The organism is Sphingobacterium sp. PCS056 (assembly GCF_023273895.1).
Classification (GTDB): domain Bacteria; phylum Bacteroidota; class Bacteroidia; order Sphingobacteriales; family Sphingobacteriaceae; genus Sphingobacterium.
On sequence record NZ_CP096883.1, the window covers coordinates 2,955,121 to 2,971,087 of the forward strand.

The window sequence follows — 15,967 nt, forward strand, 5'->3', positions numbered from 1 at the left end:
TGATTAATAATCTACAATTTACGTTATCTACAATACTTTTAGAATTTATAGTCAAATAAGAAGTTTGGGTGATGAAAATTTTGCAGAAAACCAACAATTCTTAATTAGATCTACAGTGATATTCCTATCTCTGACAAAGGATAAGTATTATTTTAAAAATTAGAGGTTATCAATTGTGAAAACCCCTAATCAGCAATAATTTTACCTGTAGTATTTCTTTTTTAGCCAAAGACTGGCGCGGACTAATAATATTAATACTGGTACTTCAATCAATGGACCTATAACACCCACAAATGCTTGCGGAGAATGTATTCCAAATACTGCTATGGCAACTGCAATAGCAAGCTCAAAATTATTTCCGGTAGCTGTAAATGAAATAGCCGTATTCTTATCATAATCTACATGCATAGATTTATTCATGAAGAAACTGATAAAGAACATCAAGACAAAATAAATGATCAATGGTACGGCGACTTTTACCACCTGCATAGGTAGCTGTACGATCTGTTCTCCTTTTAAGCTAAACATCAACACAATTGTAAATAATAGGGCATATAAAGTGAATGGAGAAATAAAAGGTATAAATTTGCGATTATACCAATTTTCACCTTTTATTTTTGAAAGATACTTATGACTTAAAAATCCTGCAAAAAAAGGAATCCCTAAATAGATGAGCACACTCTTTATGACTTCGCTCATTTCTATTGAAATCGCATATTCTGCAAAGCCAAAATAGGATGGTAAAACATTGATAAATAGCCATACAAATATACTATAGAACAGTATTTGAAAAATACTGTTTAACGCGATAAGAAGTGCGGCATATTCTCTATTTCCTTTAGCCAAATCATTCCATACGATCACCATAGCAATACAGCGTGCAAGTCCTATAAGAATTAAACCAACCATATAATCCGGTTCATCTCTTAAAAAAATCACTGCTAGGATAAACATTAAGATAGGACCCACAAACCAGTTCAGGACAAGAGATAAACTCAGTACCTTTTTATCTTTGAATGCCAGTGGCAATAAATTATAATTTACTTTAGCGAGTGGAGGATACATCATGATTATTAATCCGATAGCCAATGGAATATTGGTCGCGCCTATTGATAATTTATCCATTACATCAGAAATACCAGGGAATATATTTCCTATAAGTACTCCAACTCCCATGGCAAGGAAGATCCAGAGTGTTAGATACCGATCAAGAAACTTCATTTTTACTTCCATCGCGATTTATTATTTAATCTGTGAAAAGACATAAAACATCTCGGAAGCGATCTCTAAACTTCTGCTGCTATAGACTTCATCCTGCTGTTCAGTATTGTCAGAAATTTTTGGATCTTCGAAAGTAATCGGTATACGTTTTTCTGCTCCAACGATAAAAGGACATCCTCCATCTGCCTGTGAACAGGTCATAATAGCCGCAAAATTTGATTTAGGATTGAACGATGAATCGTACTTTTTAGAAAAACCAATGATCGGCAATGCATTTTGGTCATATTTTAATGCATATACCGGATTTGATCCCTCGGAGATGGTCATAACTTCGATTCCCTGATGGGCAAAGGTTTGTGCAACTTTAGGAAACATTGCAGTATCTTCGGTACCACCTGAATAACATATTACTCCAGGTATTTTGTAATGTGCAGAAGCTATTTGCGCCCATACTTGAGATAGGTGACTTCGTCTTGAATTGTGAGTACAGATGAAATTGATATTGATATCTAAGCCATTGGTCACTTTACCTTGTATATAGTCAACTAAGGGTTGCAATATAGTTTTGCGCTCTTGATTGATTTCTAATTTTATAATATCAGAAATTGTATTTACTAGTTTTGCGTTCATAGTAATATGTTAATTAACAACAGCCTGAGCCTGGTGTGCAACTATTTGATTTTGATTCAACAACAGTTAATTGGCTAGGAATACCACAAGCATCTTGAGCCAAACATGCTGTCTTTTTATTCGTTAAAACGAAATTTTTACCATTGAATTCCAAACCATATTTCCCGATCGTGCTACTTTGATATTCTACTTCAATTTCATGATCTCCAATATTAAGTTTTGTTTCTGATAGTTCGATGATATGTAAAAGTTTCCCAGGTTTTAATCGGTGTTCATAGTCATCCGCATTCCACAATTGAAAATTTACAGTGTTTTCTGTACGAGTAACTCCACCACAATCAATAAAAGTTTTATTGATCTGACCTACTTCAGTAACGTGGAAATGTTCAGGTACAAAAGTTCCATCTTCTAATTGGAATTCAACATTTTCTAATGTTGGAAGGATTTGTTTGATTTCTGATAATTTCATGATTTTTTATATTAGTTTATCGTTATATTACGATGTTTGTATGTGAAAAAAATTACTTCTGCTTGTATGTAGGCTAAACAATTAGTGGCTCTTAGCAGACCTTAACAACATTTTTGATTATTTACGGATAAGATTATATTACCAAAATAGGCTTTTAATAATCCAAATGCTTTTTCGTCTATACAGTAGCAAATGGATGTCCCTTCGATATTTCCCTTTATTAGACCGGCATTTTTTAATTCTTTCAAATGCTGTGAAATCGTGGACTGCGCTAGCGGTAACTCATCAACAATATCACTACAGATACACGTATTGACTTTTAAAAGATATTCTATTATAGCAATACGAGCAGGATGGCCAAGTGCCTTAGCGATGTTTGCGATATGGTTTTGCTGATCCGTAAAGTGTATTGTTTTTGTAGTTCCCATATTCTAATATAAATACCATCGCAATATTACGATTAATATTTTAAAAAGCTATATTTATTTAAAAATTTCTAATCAATTTTTCATGTCATTGCTAATGCATATTGCATCAGTAAAGAATATTTGTTAGATTTGTTTAAACAAAAAGGAAATGGTGTTCTTCCTTAACCAACCGCCCTCAAAAAGCTGATGACGCCTGATTAAAATTAAATGTTCAACATTTTAATCAGGTTTATTATGTTTTTAAAATCCGAAATCCACCACAATAGTAATTTTGAGTTATCAGGTCTCACTCTGCAAATTTGTAGAAGCCAATGCAATCAGCAATATTTCTATTTTTACATTATATCATTTTGTAAGGCTTTAACATATATGAGTTTCAATATTCTTGTGTCTGTAATCGCTATCGTAATCGAAGTGCTTTGGCAAAAAGTTTCTATGACTTTAGTAACAACCTCAATAAAATGGAACAGTAAAAGGATATAATCTCTAAAAAAATATAATAACATTCGAAATATGAATATCACTAAAATTATCATCCAGGAAAGTTTGGCTTCATACAGCAAACAAGTTTCACCTAAATTTAAAAACTGATAAAAAATATGATGAGAATAGAACATATCAGCATTTTGCGACAACTGGTCAGGTGGAGCATTATTGTGATCCCGATATCGATTGCTATTGGAAGTACTGTAGCATTTTTTCTATGGATCTTGAATTTAGCAATACATTATAGATTTGAGCATACTTATCTTTTATATCTGTTGCCAGTAGCTGGGCTTGTTATTCATTTACTTTACCAATCTATAGGAAAGTCTTCTGAGAGAGGTAATAACCTCATAATGGATGAAATACATCAACCTGGAGGAGGTGTACCAAAGCGAATGGCTCCCATTGTACTTTTCGCGACAGTCATTACACATCTTTTCGGAGGTTCAGCCGGCCGAGAGGGGACTGCAGTCCAGATCGGGGGAAGTATTGCCCAAATGTTTGGAAAATGGTTTCGCCTCAATCAAAGAGATATGAGCATTGTGCTAACGGCCGGAATAGCCGCAGGTTTCGGGGCAGTATTTGGAACTCCTGTCGCAGGTGCTATATTTGCGTTGGAGGTATTGGCTATAGGTAAAATTAAATATGATGCCCTGCTTCCATGCCTCATAGCTGGTACCGTTGGCGATATAACAGTATCGGCCTGGAAGATACACCATACCCATTATCATATTGATGCTATTTCCCCGTCTGGACAAACTTTTTGGCTTTCAGAATACGTATCCTTTGATATGCTGTTGCTGGGAAAAATTATAATAGCTTCCATTGCATTTGGATTGGCCAGTTTTATGTTTGCTGAAATGGCCCACCGAATCAAAGCAGGTATGGTAGGTTTAGTCTCAAAAAAATGGCTTATTCCCATGATTGGAGGTTGCATTATTATTCTATTGACGCGTGTCACTGGTAAGCCCGACTACTTGAGCTTAGGTGTAGATCCCGAATACCAAGGAGCTGTAACTATTCAATCAGCATTCCAATCTGGTGGTTCCGATACATGGAGCTGGTTGTGGAAAACCATTTACACTACCATTACATTGGGTACAGGTTTTAAAGGTGGAGAAGTAACGCCGCTATTTTACATTGGAGCGACGTTGGGCAACACGCTTTCCGAGCTTATGAATGCACCAGTAGGTTTATTTGCAGCGCTTGGATTTATTGCCGTTTTTTCTGGGGCAACCAATACACCGCTTGCCTGTACATTAATGGGGGTGGAGCTTTTTGGCGGTGAATATACTCTCTATTATGCCATTGCCTGTTGTACCGCCTATTTCTTCAGTGGACACTCAGGTATATACAGTGCTCAGCGTATAGAAGTACCCAAAATATTCGATTCCTATTTTTCATCGGATACAACTTTATCCGAATCAGGTAAAAGGAGGGATGATTTTCTACAATATCATATCAGCAACTTTAAAAAAATGGTGAAAAAAAATAAATAGCCCTGTGATTCGAATGAATCTATGAATATATCTTTAATTTTTAGATTGATGATAATGACAATAGTATCATTATTAATTTGATTTTATAATATGCAATTTCGCAAGATTATTCACTATAATTGGTTAATGGCGATGGATAAAAAAAAGATAGCAATAAAAGATAAACTGGAAGTTCAAAGGCTAATTAAAGTTGTTGATTTTGACCTGTCCAAAAATATAACAAGACCGCATAAGCATAATGGTTATCTGGAGTTAGTATTTCTGTCTTCCACTTCAGGGAACCATATCATAGACGGTAGAGAATCCATTATAGAGACACCATGCTTACTCATCATCCAGAAGGACAATGTGCATCATTGGGAGCTGGTCAATCCGGTAAAGGGTTTTGTGCTATTGATAAAAGATGCTTTTGTGAGCCAAAGTTTGGATCTTGAAATCAATAGATTGGTCAATACTATTTGTCGATATGATACGATATACTTTGATAAACCTGATATTTTTGAAAATCTCTTAAGAATTTTAGCTGTGGAGGATAATAAAATTTGCCAAGAAGGCTTGTTTAAAGCTTTCTTGGCAAAAGTATTAGAATATAAAGCCAGTTCAAAACAGGCTAAATCTACGCAGCAAAATCTTTATGACCGATTCTGTGACTTACTCAACAAGGAGATCAGAGTGGTAAACCACGTCGCTTACTACGCTTCTCAGTTGAATACGAGCCCACAAAACCTCAGTGCTAACTGCAAGACCAATGCTGATCTAACGGCTTCGCAGGTATTAGCAGGATATATCATCAAGGAAGCCAAAAGACTGTTGTTCTACACGGCAAATTCGATATCAGAGGTTGCATTTGACTTAGGTTTTTCTGATAAATCAAATTTTTCTAAGTACTTTAAGCGTTATACAGGTATGACTCCTTCTGAATTCAAAAAACAAGAAAACTAGAATTCTTTTTCTCCAAATTCGCTTTTCGGAAGTTTAAATAACTTATTCAGTTTATGCATATTGAAGCTTAGATTAAGCAAAACTATATTTTTTTCATAAATGTAGTTTGTCGTGGTATAGAAGTCATGGGAGTAGGTGGTAATCCGTTGTTCGTTTACACCCCAGTCACCGAGTTCAATAAATTGCCATTGCAATTGAGCCGTGAGTGCTCCCTTCCAAAAAGCTTTACTTAAATTAAAGTTCGGTACGATAAATCGGGAATCCATACCCTGTACTGTGGGTTTTTCTGATAAATAATTGATCTGCAGTCCTGTACTCCAGTTTTTTAAGAAATCAGCTTGAATGCCGGCATTAATGGAATATACCCAGTCCTGATTTGTTCTGGTATCTTGATCATTTAATACCTGTCCAGAAATTTTGTAGTGATATACATTAAGTCCGCCATTCACCTTTAACCATGAAATCAATCGAATTTCGCCACCGATGTCTGCACCATATCGAGAGGCATAATCGGCATTGGTAAAAACACGGTGGAGAATGGTATCTGCATATACGGAATTTACTCTTTGGATCGGATTTTTAGTGTGTTGGTAATAACCGTTCAAAAAAACACTTCCTGTTTTTAGTTTTTTGATCAGTCCAGTTTCAGTATTTACCGTGAACTCCGGTAATAATTCCGGATCGCCTTGTTCTAGAGTTTCGGAGTGTTCCCGTTCTGGAATAGGATTCAGTTCAAAGTTATTGTTACGTTGCACCCGTCTGGATGCTGCTACTTTCCATGACCAACCGGATCCCAAATCGTGCATTAAATTAAAGGTTGGGTATAATTGATGGATAGCATATGGATATTTCTGATTGTTATGCAGTAAATATAAATCGCGTTGGTAATATTCGTAGCGGAGACCTAGAGACAGCTGGATAGCTGAAAATTGCTGATTATACTGTGTGAAAATAGCATGTACACGGTTGGTCGCGGTTAGTTTACCGGTAAATTCTGGAACTAATTGTTGGTTGCTGCTACCATTTTGAGAAGCGTAATAGTCGAAACTTCCTTTTTGATTATCGTTTCTTAGCTGGTAACCGGTCGATAACTCCTGATGATCAGATTTCCAGGTGTGCTGTAGGGAAAGTCTTAATCCATGAAGTGGATTTTTATACTTATTGTGGGTCCACTGTACTGTATCTACATCACGTTCGATATTTCCATTTTTGGTTGAGCCATAAATATGAGCATATTCGTAGATAACACCCATTTGAAGGGAATTAGCGGTGTTGATTTTATATTCATAATTAAAATCAAACATGTAAAATTCTCCTTGTTTATTCTGGAGATTAGAATTGAAATAGTCTGTTCGTGCTATTTCCTCTCCTGTAGATGGACGGATGGTCCTGTTATTATAGTAAATATCGGCAAGTCGATCTTGAAATTTTCGGGAAGCTAGTATACCTAAGCTCACAGCATGTTTGTCGGATAGATCATAAGTACCATTCAACCTAATGCCAAAGTTGTATTTATCAAAACTTCTTTCACCTTTTGAAGGGAAAAAGGTCTGACGGTCTCCAATGACTGTATTGACATCACCTTCCCGAAATCCAGCATTGTCATTTCTGAGATAATTTGCAGCAGCATTTAATGCTAATTTTTTCTTTTTGTATTGGAAACCAATGTCGCCTCCAAAACGCTTTTGCGGTTCACGATTATGATAGTCATCTATACTCGGTAAACCGGCTTGAAGATTGACTAACCAGGAAAATCCAGCGGCAGTAGATTTTTTTGTTTTTAGATTGATGATGCCACCTTTGCCATCCGGATCAAACTGGGCGGTGGGACTGGTGATATATTCTACTTCGGTGACATCGTTGGCCGCTATTTGATTTAAGATAGTTCCAGGATCCAGGAAAGAGGGTTTCCCATTTATTAATACAATGACACCCGTATTACCACGCATACTGATATGGCCACTCGCATCAACCGATGCAGAAGGTAAATTTTTTACAATATCCAATGCAGTGCCACCAGTGGCATTTTTGTATTGACTTGCCATATACGCCTGTCTATCACTACTGTGTTTTTGTGTTGCTGTATTAGCAATAATGGTTACTTCTTGAAGATTTTGTCCAGCTGCAGCCAGTAATAGAGTTCCAATATGGATTTTCTTTTGGTCCTTGATTTCAATAGACCGGTGTATTTGTTTGTAACCGATGAATTTGACATTGATTTTGTATTTTCCCTTCTTGATATTGGAAAATCGAAAAGCTCCAAGTGAATCTGTCATCATTCCATCGATTACTTTGTTGTCGACATCGAGTAGACCGATACTGGCATAAGGTATTGGACTGTTTGACAAGGAGTCTTTAACCTGACCGGAAAGCTTTATGCTCTGGGCAATTCCAAATTGAACTGTTAATAGAAAGTAAAGTGCAATTAAATATCTAATCATCTGGCTTAAGTTTGCCCAAAAGTAGAAAAGATAAAAAGTTTTCCATTCTGGATTGAATATTATACCCTAATTTTTTCAAATGCACTTTTTTTATCTGGTATGTGCCCTCATTTACCCTAATTTGATTTTAAGAAGTATGATCTTTATCGGAATTATAATAGGTTTTAAACGTAATATAAAGATTTAGGTCATATCTAATATTGATTGACTTTTCACATTCATTGATAGCGATGTTGGTATCTATAAAAATATACTGTGACAACTGTCATGAAAATTTTCTCATAAACTTTAGTACACCGATCTTCTCTATGACAATATGAAGTAGGTATAAAGTATATACATTTTAAATTCATGTAGTTAATCTTATTCAATATTAACAAAATCAACACTTAACATTAACTTAATATATGGCTCACCTTTTGTTCATACCTTTGCAAAAATAATAACTATGGACAATTATTTATATCTCGTAATTATTACGCTGATCACTTTAGGGATTATCGACCTCATGGTCGGCGTAACCAATGATGCTGTCAATTTCTTAAATTCGGCCATTGGCTCCAAAGCTATTTCTTTCCGCCTGATTATGATTCTCGCTAGTGCGGGTATATTGTCTGGGGCGGTTTTTTCAAGTGGAATGATGGAGATTGCACGAAGTGGAATTTACGTTCCTGGTATGTTCAGTTTTAATGATGTTATAGTTATCTTCCTCGCCGTCATGATTACAGACATCATACTCCTTGATGTATTTAACTATTTCGGACTCCCGACCTCTACAACAGTATCCATCGTCTTTGAGCTCCTAGGAGCCGCGGTCTGTCTTGGACTCTATAAAATAGTAAGTACTACAGGCGATTGGTCAACGCTTTCACAATATATTAATACAGAGAAGGCTTCCGAGATTGTCGTCAGCATCCTGTTATCCGTGGTGCTGTCCTTCACTGTGGGGATGGCGGTACAATACTTTTCTCGACTTATATTCACGTTTCAGTACGAACGTAAGATCAAATCATTCGGGGTTATATTTGGTGGTATCGCCTTAGCCTCCATTAGTTATTTTATTCTTATTAAAGGAATGAAAACTGTTTCTTTCATTGATAAAGCAACAAAGGAGTGGATTAACACACACGAGCTACAGTTAATATTGGGAAGCTTTGTGCTGTTCACGGTCTTTAGTTTTATCCTGATAAGATTAAAAATGAACATCCTTAAGGTTATTATCGGTGTTGGTACATTCGCCTTAGCTTTATCTTTTGCAGGGAATGATCTGGTCAACTTTATCGGCGTACCGGTAGCAGCTATTCAGGCCATCGGTTTCTTTCAGGCATCTGGCGGCAATCCGGACACCTATATGATGTCAGAATTAGCTTCTGCGGATATTGTTGCCCCAGCTTGGATATTATTTATCGCGGGTGGTATCATGATGATTACCTTATGGACATCAAAAAAAGCGAAGACGGTTATCGAAACCGAAATGAGTCTAAGCAGTCAGGATGGAGGTTCCGAAAAGTTCGAACCGAATACCCTGTCGCGTTGGATAGTACGAGGCTTTGTAAATATTGGAGGAGCGATCAGCTATCTGATGCCACGCACCCTGCGATCGCGTTTAGATAGCCGTTTCGAAAATACTTCCTTAGGCAAAAAGAATAAGGAGGAGGAGCCGATGTTTGATATGGTGCGTGCCTCTGTCAACCTGATGGTGGCCAGCAGCCTTATTGCCTTAGGAACATCGATGAAGCTTCCTCTTTCTACAACTTACGTCACATTTATGGTTGCTATGGGTACTGCTTTTGCTGATCGAGCTTGGGATAGAGAAAGTGCCGTATACCGTGTCTCTGGTGTATTCCATGTCATCGGAGGATGGTTTCTTACCGCTGCTACTGCTTTTGCGGGTGCATTTATCATCGCTTATTTACTTAAAATAGGAGGGATTATTACCTTTGTTGGTGCACTTATATTCTTGGCGATACTTTTAGTATTTAACGCTAAAAGCCATAAAAAGAAGGTCGCAGCACAGGCAGAGCGTAAATTGAAACTAGGCAGAGAAGATATCCATACCTTACAGCAGGTTTCCGACGCTAGTGCCAATCAGATCAGTGAAGTTTTTGCCAAGTCCAATATCTTCTATAAAGAGATTGTGGACGGTCTCAACAAGAACGATTTGACGACGCTTTCGATGAACAAAAAATTGATAAAGAAATTCTTGCGTGATCTGGATTCGACCAACGACAACCTCTACAATTTTATCCGCAACCTGGACGACACATCTGTAAAAGGGAGTAGGTTCTACATTATTTCATTAGGCTATCTACAAGATATAGTAGAGAACCTTTACGTTATTGCTGGCAATGCACACAATCATGTCGATAATAACCATAAACTGCTCAAGGAATATCAAGGCAATGATCTGCGGCAGGTCGCCGATGAGCTTGGTAACTGGTACGCCGAAGTGTATAATTTATATAAGCGCCGTGACTTTCTAAAGCTTGATTCAACGATGAAACAACGTGATCAGCTGCAGGAGGTCATTAACAATCTTTTGGACAAGCAGATTGATCACATCCGGACAACAGAAAATAGTCCTAAGAACAGTAAATTGTACTTCTCTATTTTATTAGAAACAAACGAGCTGATCAGCTCTACGTTTAAACTATTACGTTTATTTAAGGAGTTTGAAGAGTTCAAAATCAATAATAAAAAATAAAACTAGCGTCAACTAATCATCTAAAGCCCGATATATTATCGGGCTTTTTCTTTATTTGAAATGATTGCTTCTTCTCCTATGTGTTGTGAGGTACGTGTCTAAATAATTCCGCATTAGATGATAAATGTGAATTATTTACATTCAGATTTAGTATGTAAAGAAATATAGAATTCACAGTTAGCAATATATTTTTGAATAAGATAAGATTAATCCGTTAACTTAGATATATCCATACTTGGTTTGGGAAGGTTCAACTGTTTAATTTCCTGTTTACACTTATCGACCATTTCCTGAGTCATTTCATAAGTATAATTGCCATAATCATCATAAGTAAATTTTCCGACATAGAAGAAGCCATAAAGGTCAAAGAAATCGGATAGATCAAGTTTTGCAACCTTTGATGCTGTTTTTACAAAATTCAATTGATGTACCGCAGGGTTGTTTCCGCGATCGCCCATGACTTGACCGCCACCACGTCTGCTTCTACGTTCTGGATTCTGTTGGCGAAAAGCTTCAAATAGATCGGGATAAAAATTAGGATTATGACCTTGATTTGCGAAGTACAATTGAAGTTGCCAGAAAGGAACTAAACGATTGAATACATCCGGATCTTGTAGGTAACTGATCTTGCGATTGATAATACTTTCTCTTGATTTTTTGTAATTATTTTGTGCCGAAAGACGGCTTTTATTGCCATAAGAAGTGGTGACATACAGAGAGAAAATATTGTTGCTCACTTCGCCCAATCCTCCCCAATTTAAGTAAGGTCTTAATTGATGCACGTGTCCTACTTCATGTGAAAAACCCCAACATGGATCTCCTTTGATCACTCGGGCCGGATCTACAACTAGTGGCATCGCATTGCCCGGGTCTGTACCCATATAAGCGACCCCATCACCATCACGAAACATATAATAATTATAGTTTACGCGCGATAGAATTTTGTTTTCAGGGACTTTGTTATATTTAATAAGTCCCATAATCCGGTGCTGCCTGTAAATCAAGGAATCATAATTACTGATCAATTCGACACCTTTTCCATAAGCATATTTTTTAATATCGGCAGTAGGGTAGGCGATCTGAATGTGGCGACCTTTGGCATCTATAATCGGATACACAGCTTGATCTACTAATCTGTTCCAATCTTCATCGTTGTTTTTCGTAATATCAAAGTAACCATTGACTGCGCTACCCATAAAATGTACTTGGATTGCTTTCTCATTTTTAGGATCTTCAGAGAAATAGTCGATATAGGCCAAACCATCAAAATCTTTGACATCAATGATGTTGATACCATTCTTGAGTTTGAATTCTTGCTTAACAATGCCCCATCCTTTGGGATCTTTGGTCGGATCCATTCCTTCAGGAGCTCTGCGGTTCCAATTCGGAATGATCAATTTAACATCATGATCAGCAGAAATATGGTCTGCCGATATAATATGACGACCTACAGGAAGATAGATGCCGGTCATGTTTTCATATTTGCTATAACCATCACCAATCATTAAGCTATGTCCCAATGTTGAGGTGCTGAGGATAGCTTTGTATTCAGCAAACCTATAAGTTTGATCGTATTGATTTTTAAGTATGGCAATCGCGACCTCTTTGACTTGCGGATTTTTGATTTTGTTGAGATCATTTTTTTTAATTCCTTTTCTGAGCTTAAGAGCTAAGGGGCTTTCAAATACTTGTAAATCTTGATACGCATCTGCATAATCTTTAGCAGATTGGGCATGTAGTGTTGTTGTCATTGCTCCAGTAAGCAATAGCAAAGTGAGAAATTTTAATTTCATGATTTTGATTAGGTTTAATGAGCTAAATTACAGATTTGTTAGTATCAATATCAAGGTTACCATGTAAGAATGTTGTGATGATAGAGTAATGTAAAGTTTGGATACGCGAAATAAAAAAAAGAAAGCCTTTCAAATTGAATTGAAAGGCTTTCTTTGTCCTGTTGAGTTTGTTTTAATGTCTAGTGAGCAGACAAGTTTTTCGCTTTTTCTTCATCAAAATTAGCCTCTAATTCTGCTAATTTTTTCTTACCATAAGCTAATCGTGTGATCACAACGAACAATACGGGAACGATAAATATCGCTAATACAGTCGCTGCAGTCATACCACCAAATACGGTCCATCCAATCGTCTGACGTGAAATCGCTCCAGCACCTTTTGAGAGCATTAAGGGTATGATACCTAATATAAACGCAAATGATGTCATGATAATCGGACGAAGACGAAGTTTAACCGCATCAAGCGTTGCGTCGTACAAGTTCATACCGATATCAACACGTTCCTTGGCAAACTCCACGATCAAAATGGCATTTTTAGCGGCCAAACCAATGATGGCAACTAAACCAATTTGAGCATAGATATTATTATCCAACGCAGGAATCAAAGTTAACGTTAAAATCGCTCCAAACACCCCTAGAGGTACCGATAGTAAAATCGAGAATGGCACAGACCAACTTTCGTAGAGTGCAGCCAATAATAAGAATACAAACAAAATACAAAGACCGAAAATCATAATCGTCATATTTCCAGATTTGGTCTCTTGTAAAGCCAATCCTGAGAAATCATACGAATATCCGTTTGGTAATGTTTCTGCAGCAACCTCCTGAAGAGCTCTAATGGCATCACCAGAAGAATAACCTGGAGCTGCACTACCACTCACCTCGATACTTCTAAAGATATTATAGTGATTGATAATAGCAGGGTTTTGTACCAAATTCCAAGTAACCAATGAACCTAAAGGAACGGATTCGCCACGACTATTGTTGACATATAGTTTGTTGATATCTTCAATATTCATGCGGTAATTTTGATCCGCCTGTGATACTACCCTAAAGTTACGTCCATATCTGGTAAAATCATTGATATATGATGATCCCAAGTAGGCCGATATAGTGGAGTAGATGGTCGAAACCGGAACGCCCATTTTTTTAGCTTGCTCTCTATTAACAGATAACTTGTAATTTGGAGTTTTTGTATTAAATAGGGTATAAGCCATTCCAATCTCTGGTCTTTGATTAGCTGCTGCTAAAAATTTACCAACAACGCCTTCAAAAACTTTGATATCTACGGTTTGTTGATCCTGAATCATTAAACTGAAACCACCGGATGTACCTAATCCTGGAATAGCAGGAGGAGTTACAGCAAGTACGCGAGCTTTGGTATAACCTGCATATTTACCCATGATACCACCTGTAATTTGATTTGCTGTACGTGCTCTTTCACCCCAAGGTTTTAACGAAACGAAGACCGTTGCTACGTTTGGTTGGAAAGCACGGTTCAAAATATTAATACCTGCAATGGCGGTAATATCTTTTATCTCCGGATAATCTTTACGTAACTCTTGTTCTACTTCATGTAGAATTTCTTTTGTACGAGTTGAAGAGGATCCCTCTGGAAGAGTGATACCAGCGAAGAACATACCATTGTCTTCACCAGGGATAAATCCAGTTGGTTTTTTGTTGAACATATATCCTGTACCGATGAAGATACAGAGTAAAATGATAAGCGCCATAGGTGCTTTTTTGATACAATATCTGACACCGCGTGAATATTTGTTCGTTACTCTTTCGAACCAGATGTTAAACTTGTAAAAGAACTTGTTGAGCCCCTTAGCTTCAGCATGAACTGCTGTTGGTCTTAACATGATCGAACATAAAGCTGGAGTCAAAGACAAGGCAATAAATGCCGATAACATAACCGATACGGCAATGGTAATGGAGAATTGTTGGTACAATTGTCCCACCATACCCGGGATAAACCCTACGGGTACGAATACAGCCGAAAGAATCAAAGCAATCGCAATAACGGGAGCAGTAATGTCTTTCATGGCGCGACGTGTTGCATCTGCTGCTGACATTTTATAATGGTCAATATAATGCTGTACCGCCTCGACGACCACAATCGCATCATCCACCACGATTCCAATCGCAAGTACGAATGCCAGTAAAGTCAAGTTATTGATCGAGAAACCAAACAATAAGAAGAAAATAAAAGTACCTACAATAGATACAGGGATCGCTAATACCGGAATTAGAGTTGCTCTCCATGATTGTAGGAAGAAAAATACCACTAATGTTACCAATAGTAAGGCTTCGATCAAGGTATGGATAACGGATTCGATAGAAGCATTTACAACGGAAATGGTTTCATAACCTACGACATAATCAACATCATCAGGAAATGATTTTTTCAAACGTTCCAATGCGGAATAGATACCTTCTGCCGATTGAACAGCATTACCTCCTGGCGTTTGAGATACCATCATACCCGAAGATGTCATCCCATTTACACGTGTACTGGTCGCATAACTAAATTGACCTAATTCAACTCGGGCTACATCTTTTAATAAAACAATCGATCCATCCGTATTTGATTTCACAATAATATCTTCAAAATCTTCTACTGAAGATAAATCTGAATCTGTGATCACTGGATATTCAAATACCTGATCCGATTTTTGAGGAGAAGAACCTACTGATCCTCCCGGGATTCTTAAGTTTTGTTCACCAATAGCTGCAGATACATCAGCAGGAGTTAGTCTTAAACTGGTTAATTTATTTGCATCTAACCACACACGCATGGAGAATGGTTGCCCAAATGCGGTCACCTCACCAACACCATTGACACGTAATAATGCATCTTTAATGTATAAATTGGCATAGTTATCTAAAAATTTTGCATCACGTGTACCCTTTGGAGATACCAGAGAAACCAACATCAAGATATCGGTATTTGCTTTACGCGTTGTAACTCCTAGACGTTTAACGGCCTCAGGTAGTGCAGGTTCGGCAATACCGACACGGTTTTGTACATCCAGTGTCGCAATATCAATATCAGTACCTACTTCAAAGGTTACTGTAATCTGTGATTGACCATTTGATGTACTATTAGAAGACATGTAAAGCATGCCTGGAGTACCATTAATTTGACTCTCGATTGGAGTCGTTACTGTCTGTTCGACAGTTTGGGCATCCGCTCCGGTATAGTTCGCTGTGACCGATACGGTTGGCGGCGCTACGGATGGATACTGACTGATCGGCAAAGACACAATTGAAATTCCTCCTACGATCAAAATCAATAGGGAAATAACAATGGCTGTGACGGGTCTTTTTATAAAAACTTCTGAAATCATATGT

Annotated in this window: 10 protein-coding genes and 1 riboswitch; of the genes, 3 read left to right on the top strand and 7 right to left on the bottom strand. The window is 37.3% G+C overall.

The genetic code is table 11. The annotated features are described in order from the left end of the window. Window positions 1-201: 201 nt before the first annotated feature. The 4 genes from arsB to MUB18_RS12205 all read right to left on the bottom strand — a co-directional run bounded on the left by arsB (window position 202) and on the right by MUB18_RS12205 (window position 2,748). On the bottom strand, window positions 202-1,233 hold the full coding sequence (gene arsB, locus MUB18_RS12190) for an ACR3 family arsenite efflux transporter (protein ID WP_248753269.1): 1,032 nt from the start codon (window positions 1,231-1,233) through the stop codon (window positions 202-204). A gap of 9 nt (window positions 1,234-1,242) precedes the next feature. Continuing rightward, complete coding sequence (locus tag MUB18_RS12195; protein WP_248753270.1) at window positions 1,243-1,851, bottom strand: low molecular weight phosphatase family protein; 609 nt, start codon at window positions 1,849-1,851, stop codon at window positions 1,243-1,245. A 13-nt stretch (window positions 1,852-1,864) separates the two neighbouring features. Beyond that, window positions 1,865-2,320, bottom strand: coding sequence for a DUF6428 family protein (locus MUB18_RS12200; RefSeq protein ID WP_094772521.1), 456 nt, complete (start codon window positions 2,318-2,320; stop codon window positions 1,865-1,867). Between the two features lie 101 nt (window positions 2,321-2,421). Then, window positions 2,422-2,748 carry an ArsR/SmtB family transcription factor gene (locus tag MUB18_RS12205; RefSeq protein ID WP_248753271.1) on the bottom strand — a complete coding sequence of 109 codons (327 nt, stop codon included), beginning with the start codon at window positions 2,746-2,748 and terminating at the stop codon, window positions 2,422-2,424. Between the two features lie 135 nt (window positions 2,749-2,883). Then, window positions 2,884-2,951: riboswitch (Fluoride riboswitch) on the top strand. 396 nt (window positions 2,952-3,347) lie between these two features. Between MUB18_RS12205 and MUB18_RS12210 the strand changes: the two genes are divergently transcribed. Together MUB18_RS12210 and MUB18_RS12215 are read left to right on the top strand one after the other, a co-directional pair. Then, complete coding sequence (locus MUB18_RS12210; RefSeq protein WP_248753272.1) at window positions 3,348-4,733, top strand: voltage-gated chloride channel family protein; 1,386 nt, start codon at window positions 3,348-3,350, stop codon at window positions 4,731-4,733. Window positions 4,734-4,823: 90 nt separating this feature from the next. Beyond that, entirely contained in the window at window positions 4,824-5,675 is an 852-nt protein-coding gene (locus tag MUB18_RS12215) for an AraC family transcriptional regulator (RefSeq protein ID WP_248753273.1), read from the top strand. On the opposite strand, the gene MUB18_RS12220 is transcribed toward MUB18_RS12215, so the two are convergent. Further along, window positions 5,672-8,116 (bottom strand): TonB-dependent receptor, encoded by a 2,445-nt coding sequence (locus MUB18_RS12220; protein WP_248753274.1) that lies wholly within the window; start codon window positions 8,114-8,116, stop codon window positions 5,672-5,674. The genes MUB18_RS12215 and MUB18_RS12220 overlap by 4 nt on opposite strands. A 508-nt stretch (window positions 8,117-8,624) precedes the next feature. Here MUB18_RS12220 and MUB18_RS12225 point away from each other — a divergent pair. Continuing rightward, complete coding sequence (locus MUB18_RS12225; protein WP_248753275.1) at window positions 8,625-10,820, top strand: inorganic phosphate transporter; 2,196 nt, start codon at window positions 8,625-8,627, stop codon at window positions 10,818-10,820. Between the two features lie 206 nt (window positions 10,821-11,026). On the opposite strand, the gene MUB18_RS12230 is transcribed toward MUB18_RS12225, so the two are convergent. Together MUB18_RS12230 and MUB18_RS12235 are read right to left on the bottom strand one after the other, a co-directional pair. After that, a complete protein-coding gene (locus MUB18_RS12230) occupies window positions 11,027-12,613 on the bottom strand; it encodes a M60 family metallopeptidase (protein WP_248753276.1) in 1,587 nt (528 codons plus the stop codon). 179 nt (window positions 12,614-12,792) lie between these two features. Further along, on the bottom strand, window positions 12,793-15,963 hold the full coding sequence (locus MUB18_RS12235; RefSeq protein ID WP_248753277.1) for an efflux RND transporter permease subunit: 3,171 nt from the start codon (window positions 15,961-15,963) through the stop codon (window positions 12,793-12,795). Window positions 15,964-15,967: the final 4 nt, after the last annotated feature.

Bases quoted from the DNA above. Each gene is read 5' to 3' on its own strand.
- arsB (WP_248753269.1), bottom strand. From the start codon at position 1,233: ATGGAAGTAAAAATGAAGTTTCTTGATCGGTATCTAACACTCTGGATC.
- MUB18_RS12195 (WP_248753270.1), bottom strand. From the start codon at position 1,851: ATGAACGCAAAACTAGTAAATACAATTTCTGATATTATAAAATTAGAA.
- MUB18_RS12200 (WP_094772521.1), bottom strand. From the start codon at position 2,320: ATGAAATTATCAGAAATCAAACAAATCCTTCCAACATTAGAAAATGTT.
- MUB18_RS12205 (WP_248753271.1), bottom strand. From the start codon at position 2,748: ATGGGAACTACAAAAACAATACACTTTACGGATCAGCAAAACCATATC.
- MUB18_RS12210 (WP_248753272.1), top strand. From the start codon at position 3,348: ATGATGAGAATAGAACATATCAGCATTTTGCGACAACTGGTCAGGTGG.
- MUB18_RS12215 (WP_248753273.1), top strand. From the start codon at position 4,824: ATGCAATTTCGCAAGATTATTCACTATAATTGGTTAATGGCGATGGAT.
- MUB18_RS12220 (WP_248753274.1), bottom strand. From the start codon at position 8,116: ATGATTAGATATTTAATTGCACTTTACTTTCTATTAACAGTTCAATTT.
- MUB18_RS12225 (WP_248753275.1), top strand. From the start codon at position 8,625: ATGGTCGGCGTAACCAATGATGCTGTCAATTTCTTAAATTCGGCCATT.
- MUB18_RS12230 (WP_248753276.1), bottom strand. From the start codon at position 12,613: ATGAAATTAAAATTTCTCACTTTGCTATTGCTTACTGGAGCAATGACA.
- MUB18_RS12235 (WP_248753277.1), bottom strand. From the start codon at position 15,963: ATGATTTCAGAAGTTTTTATAAAAAGACCCGTCACAGCCATTGTTATT.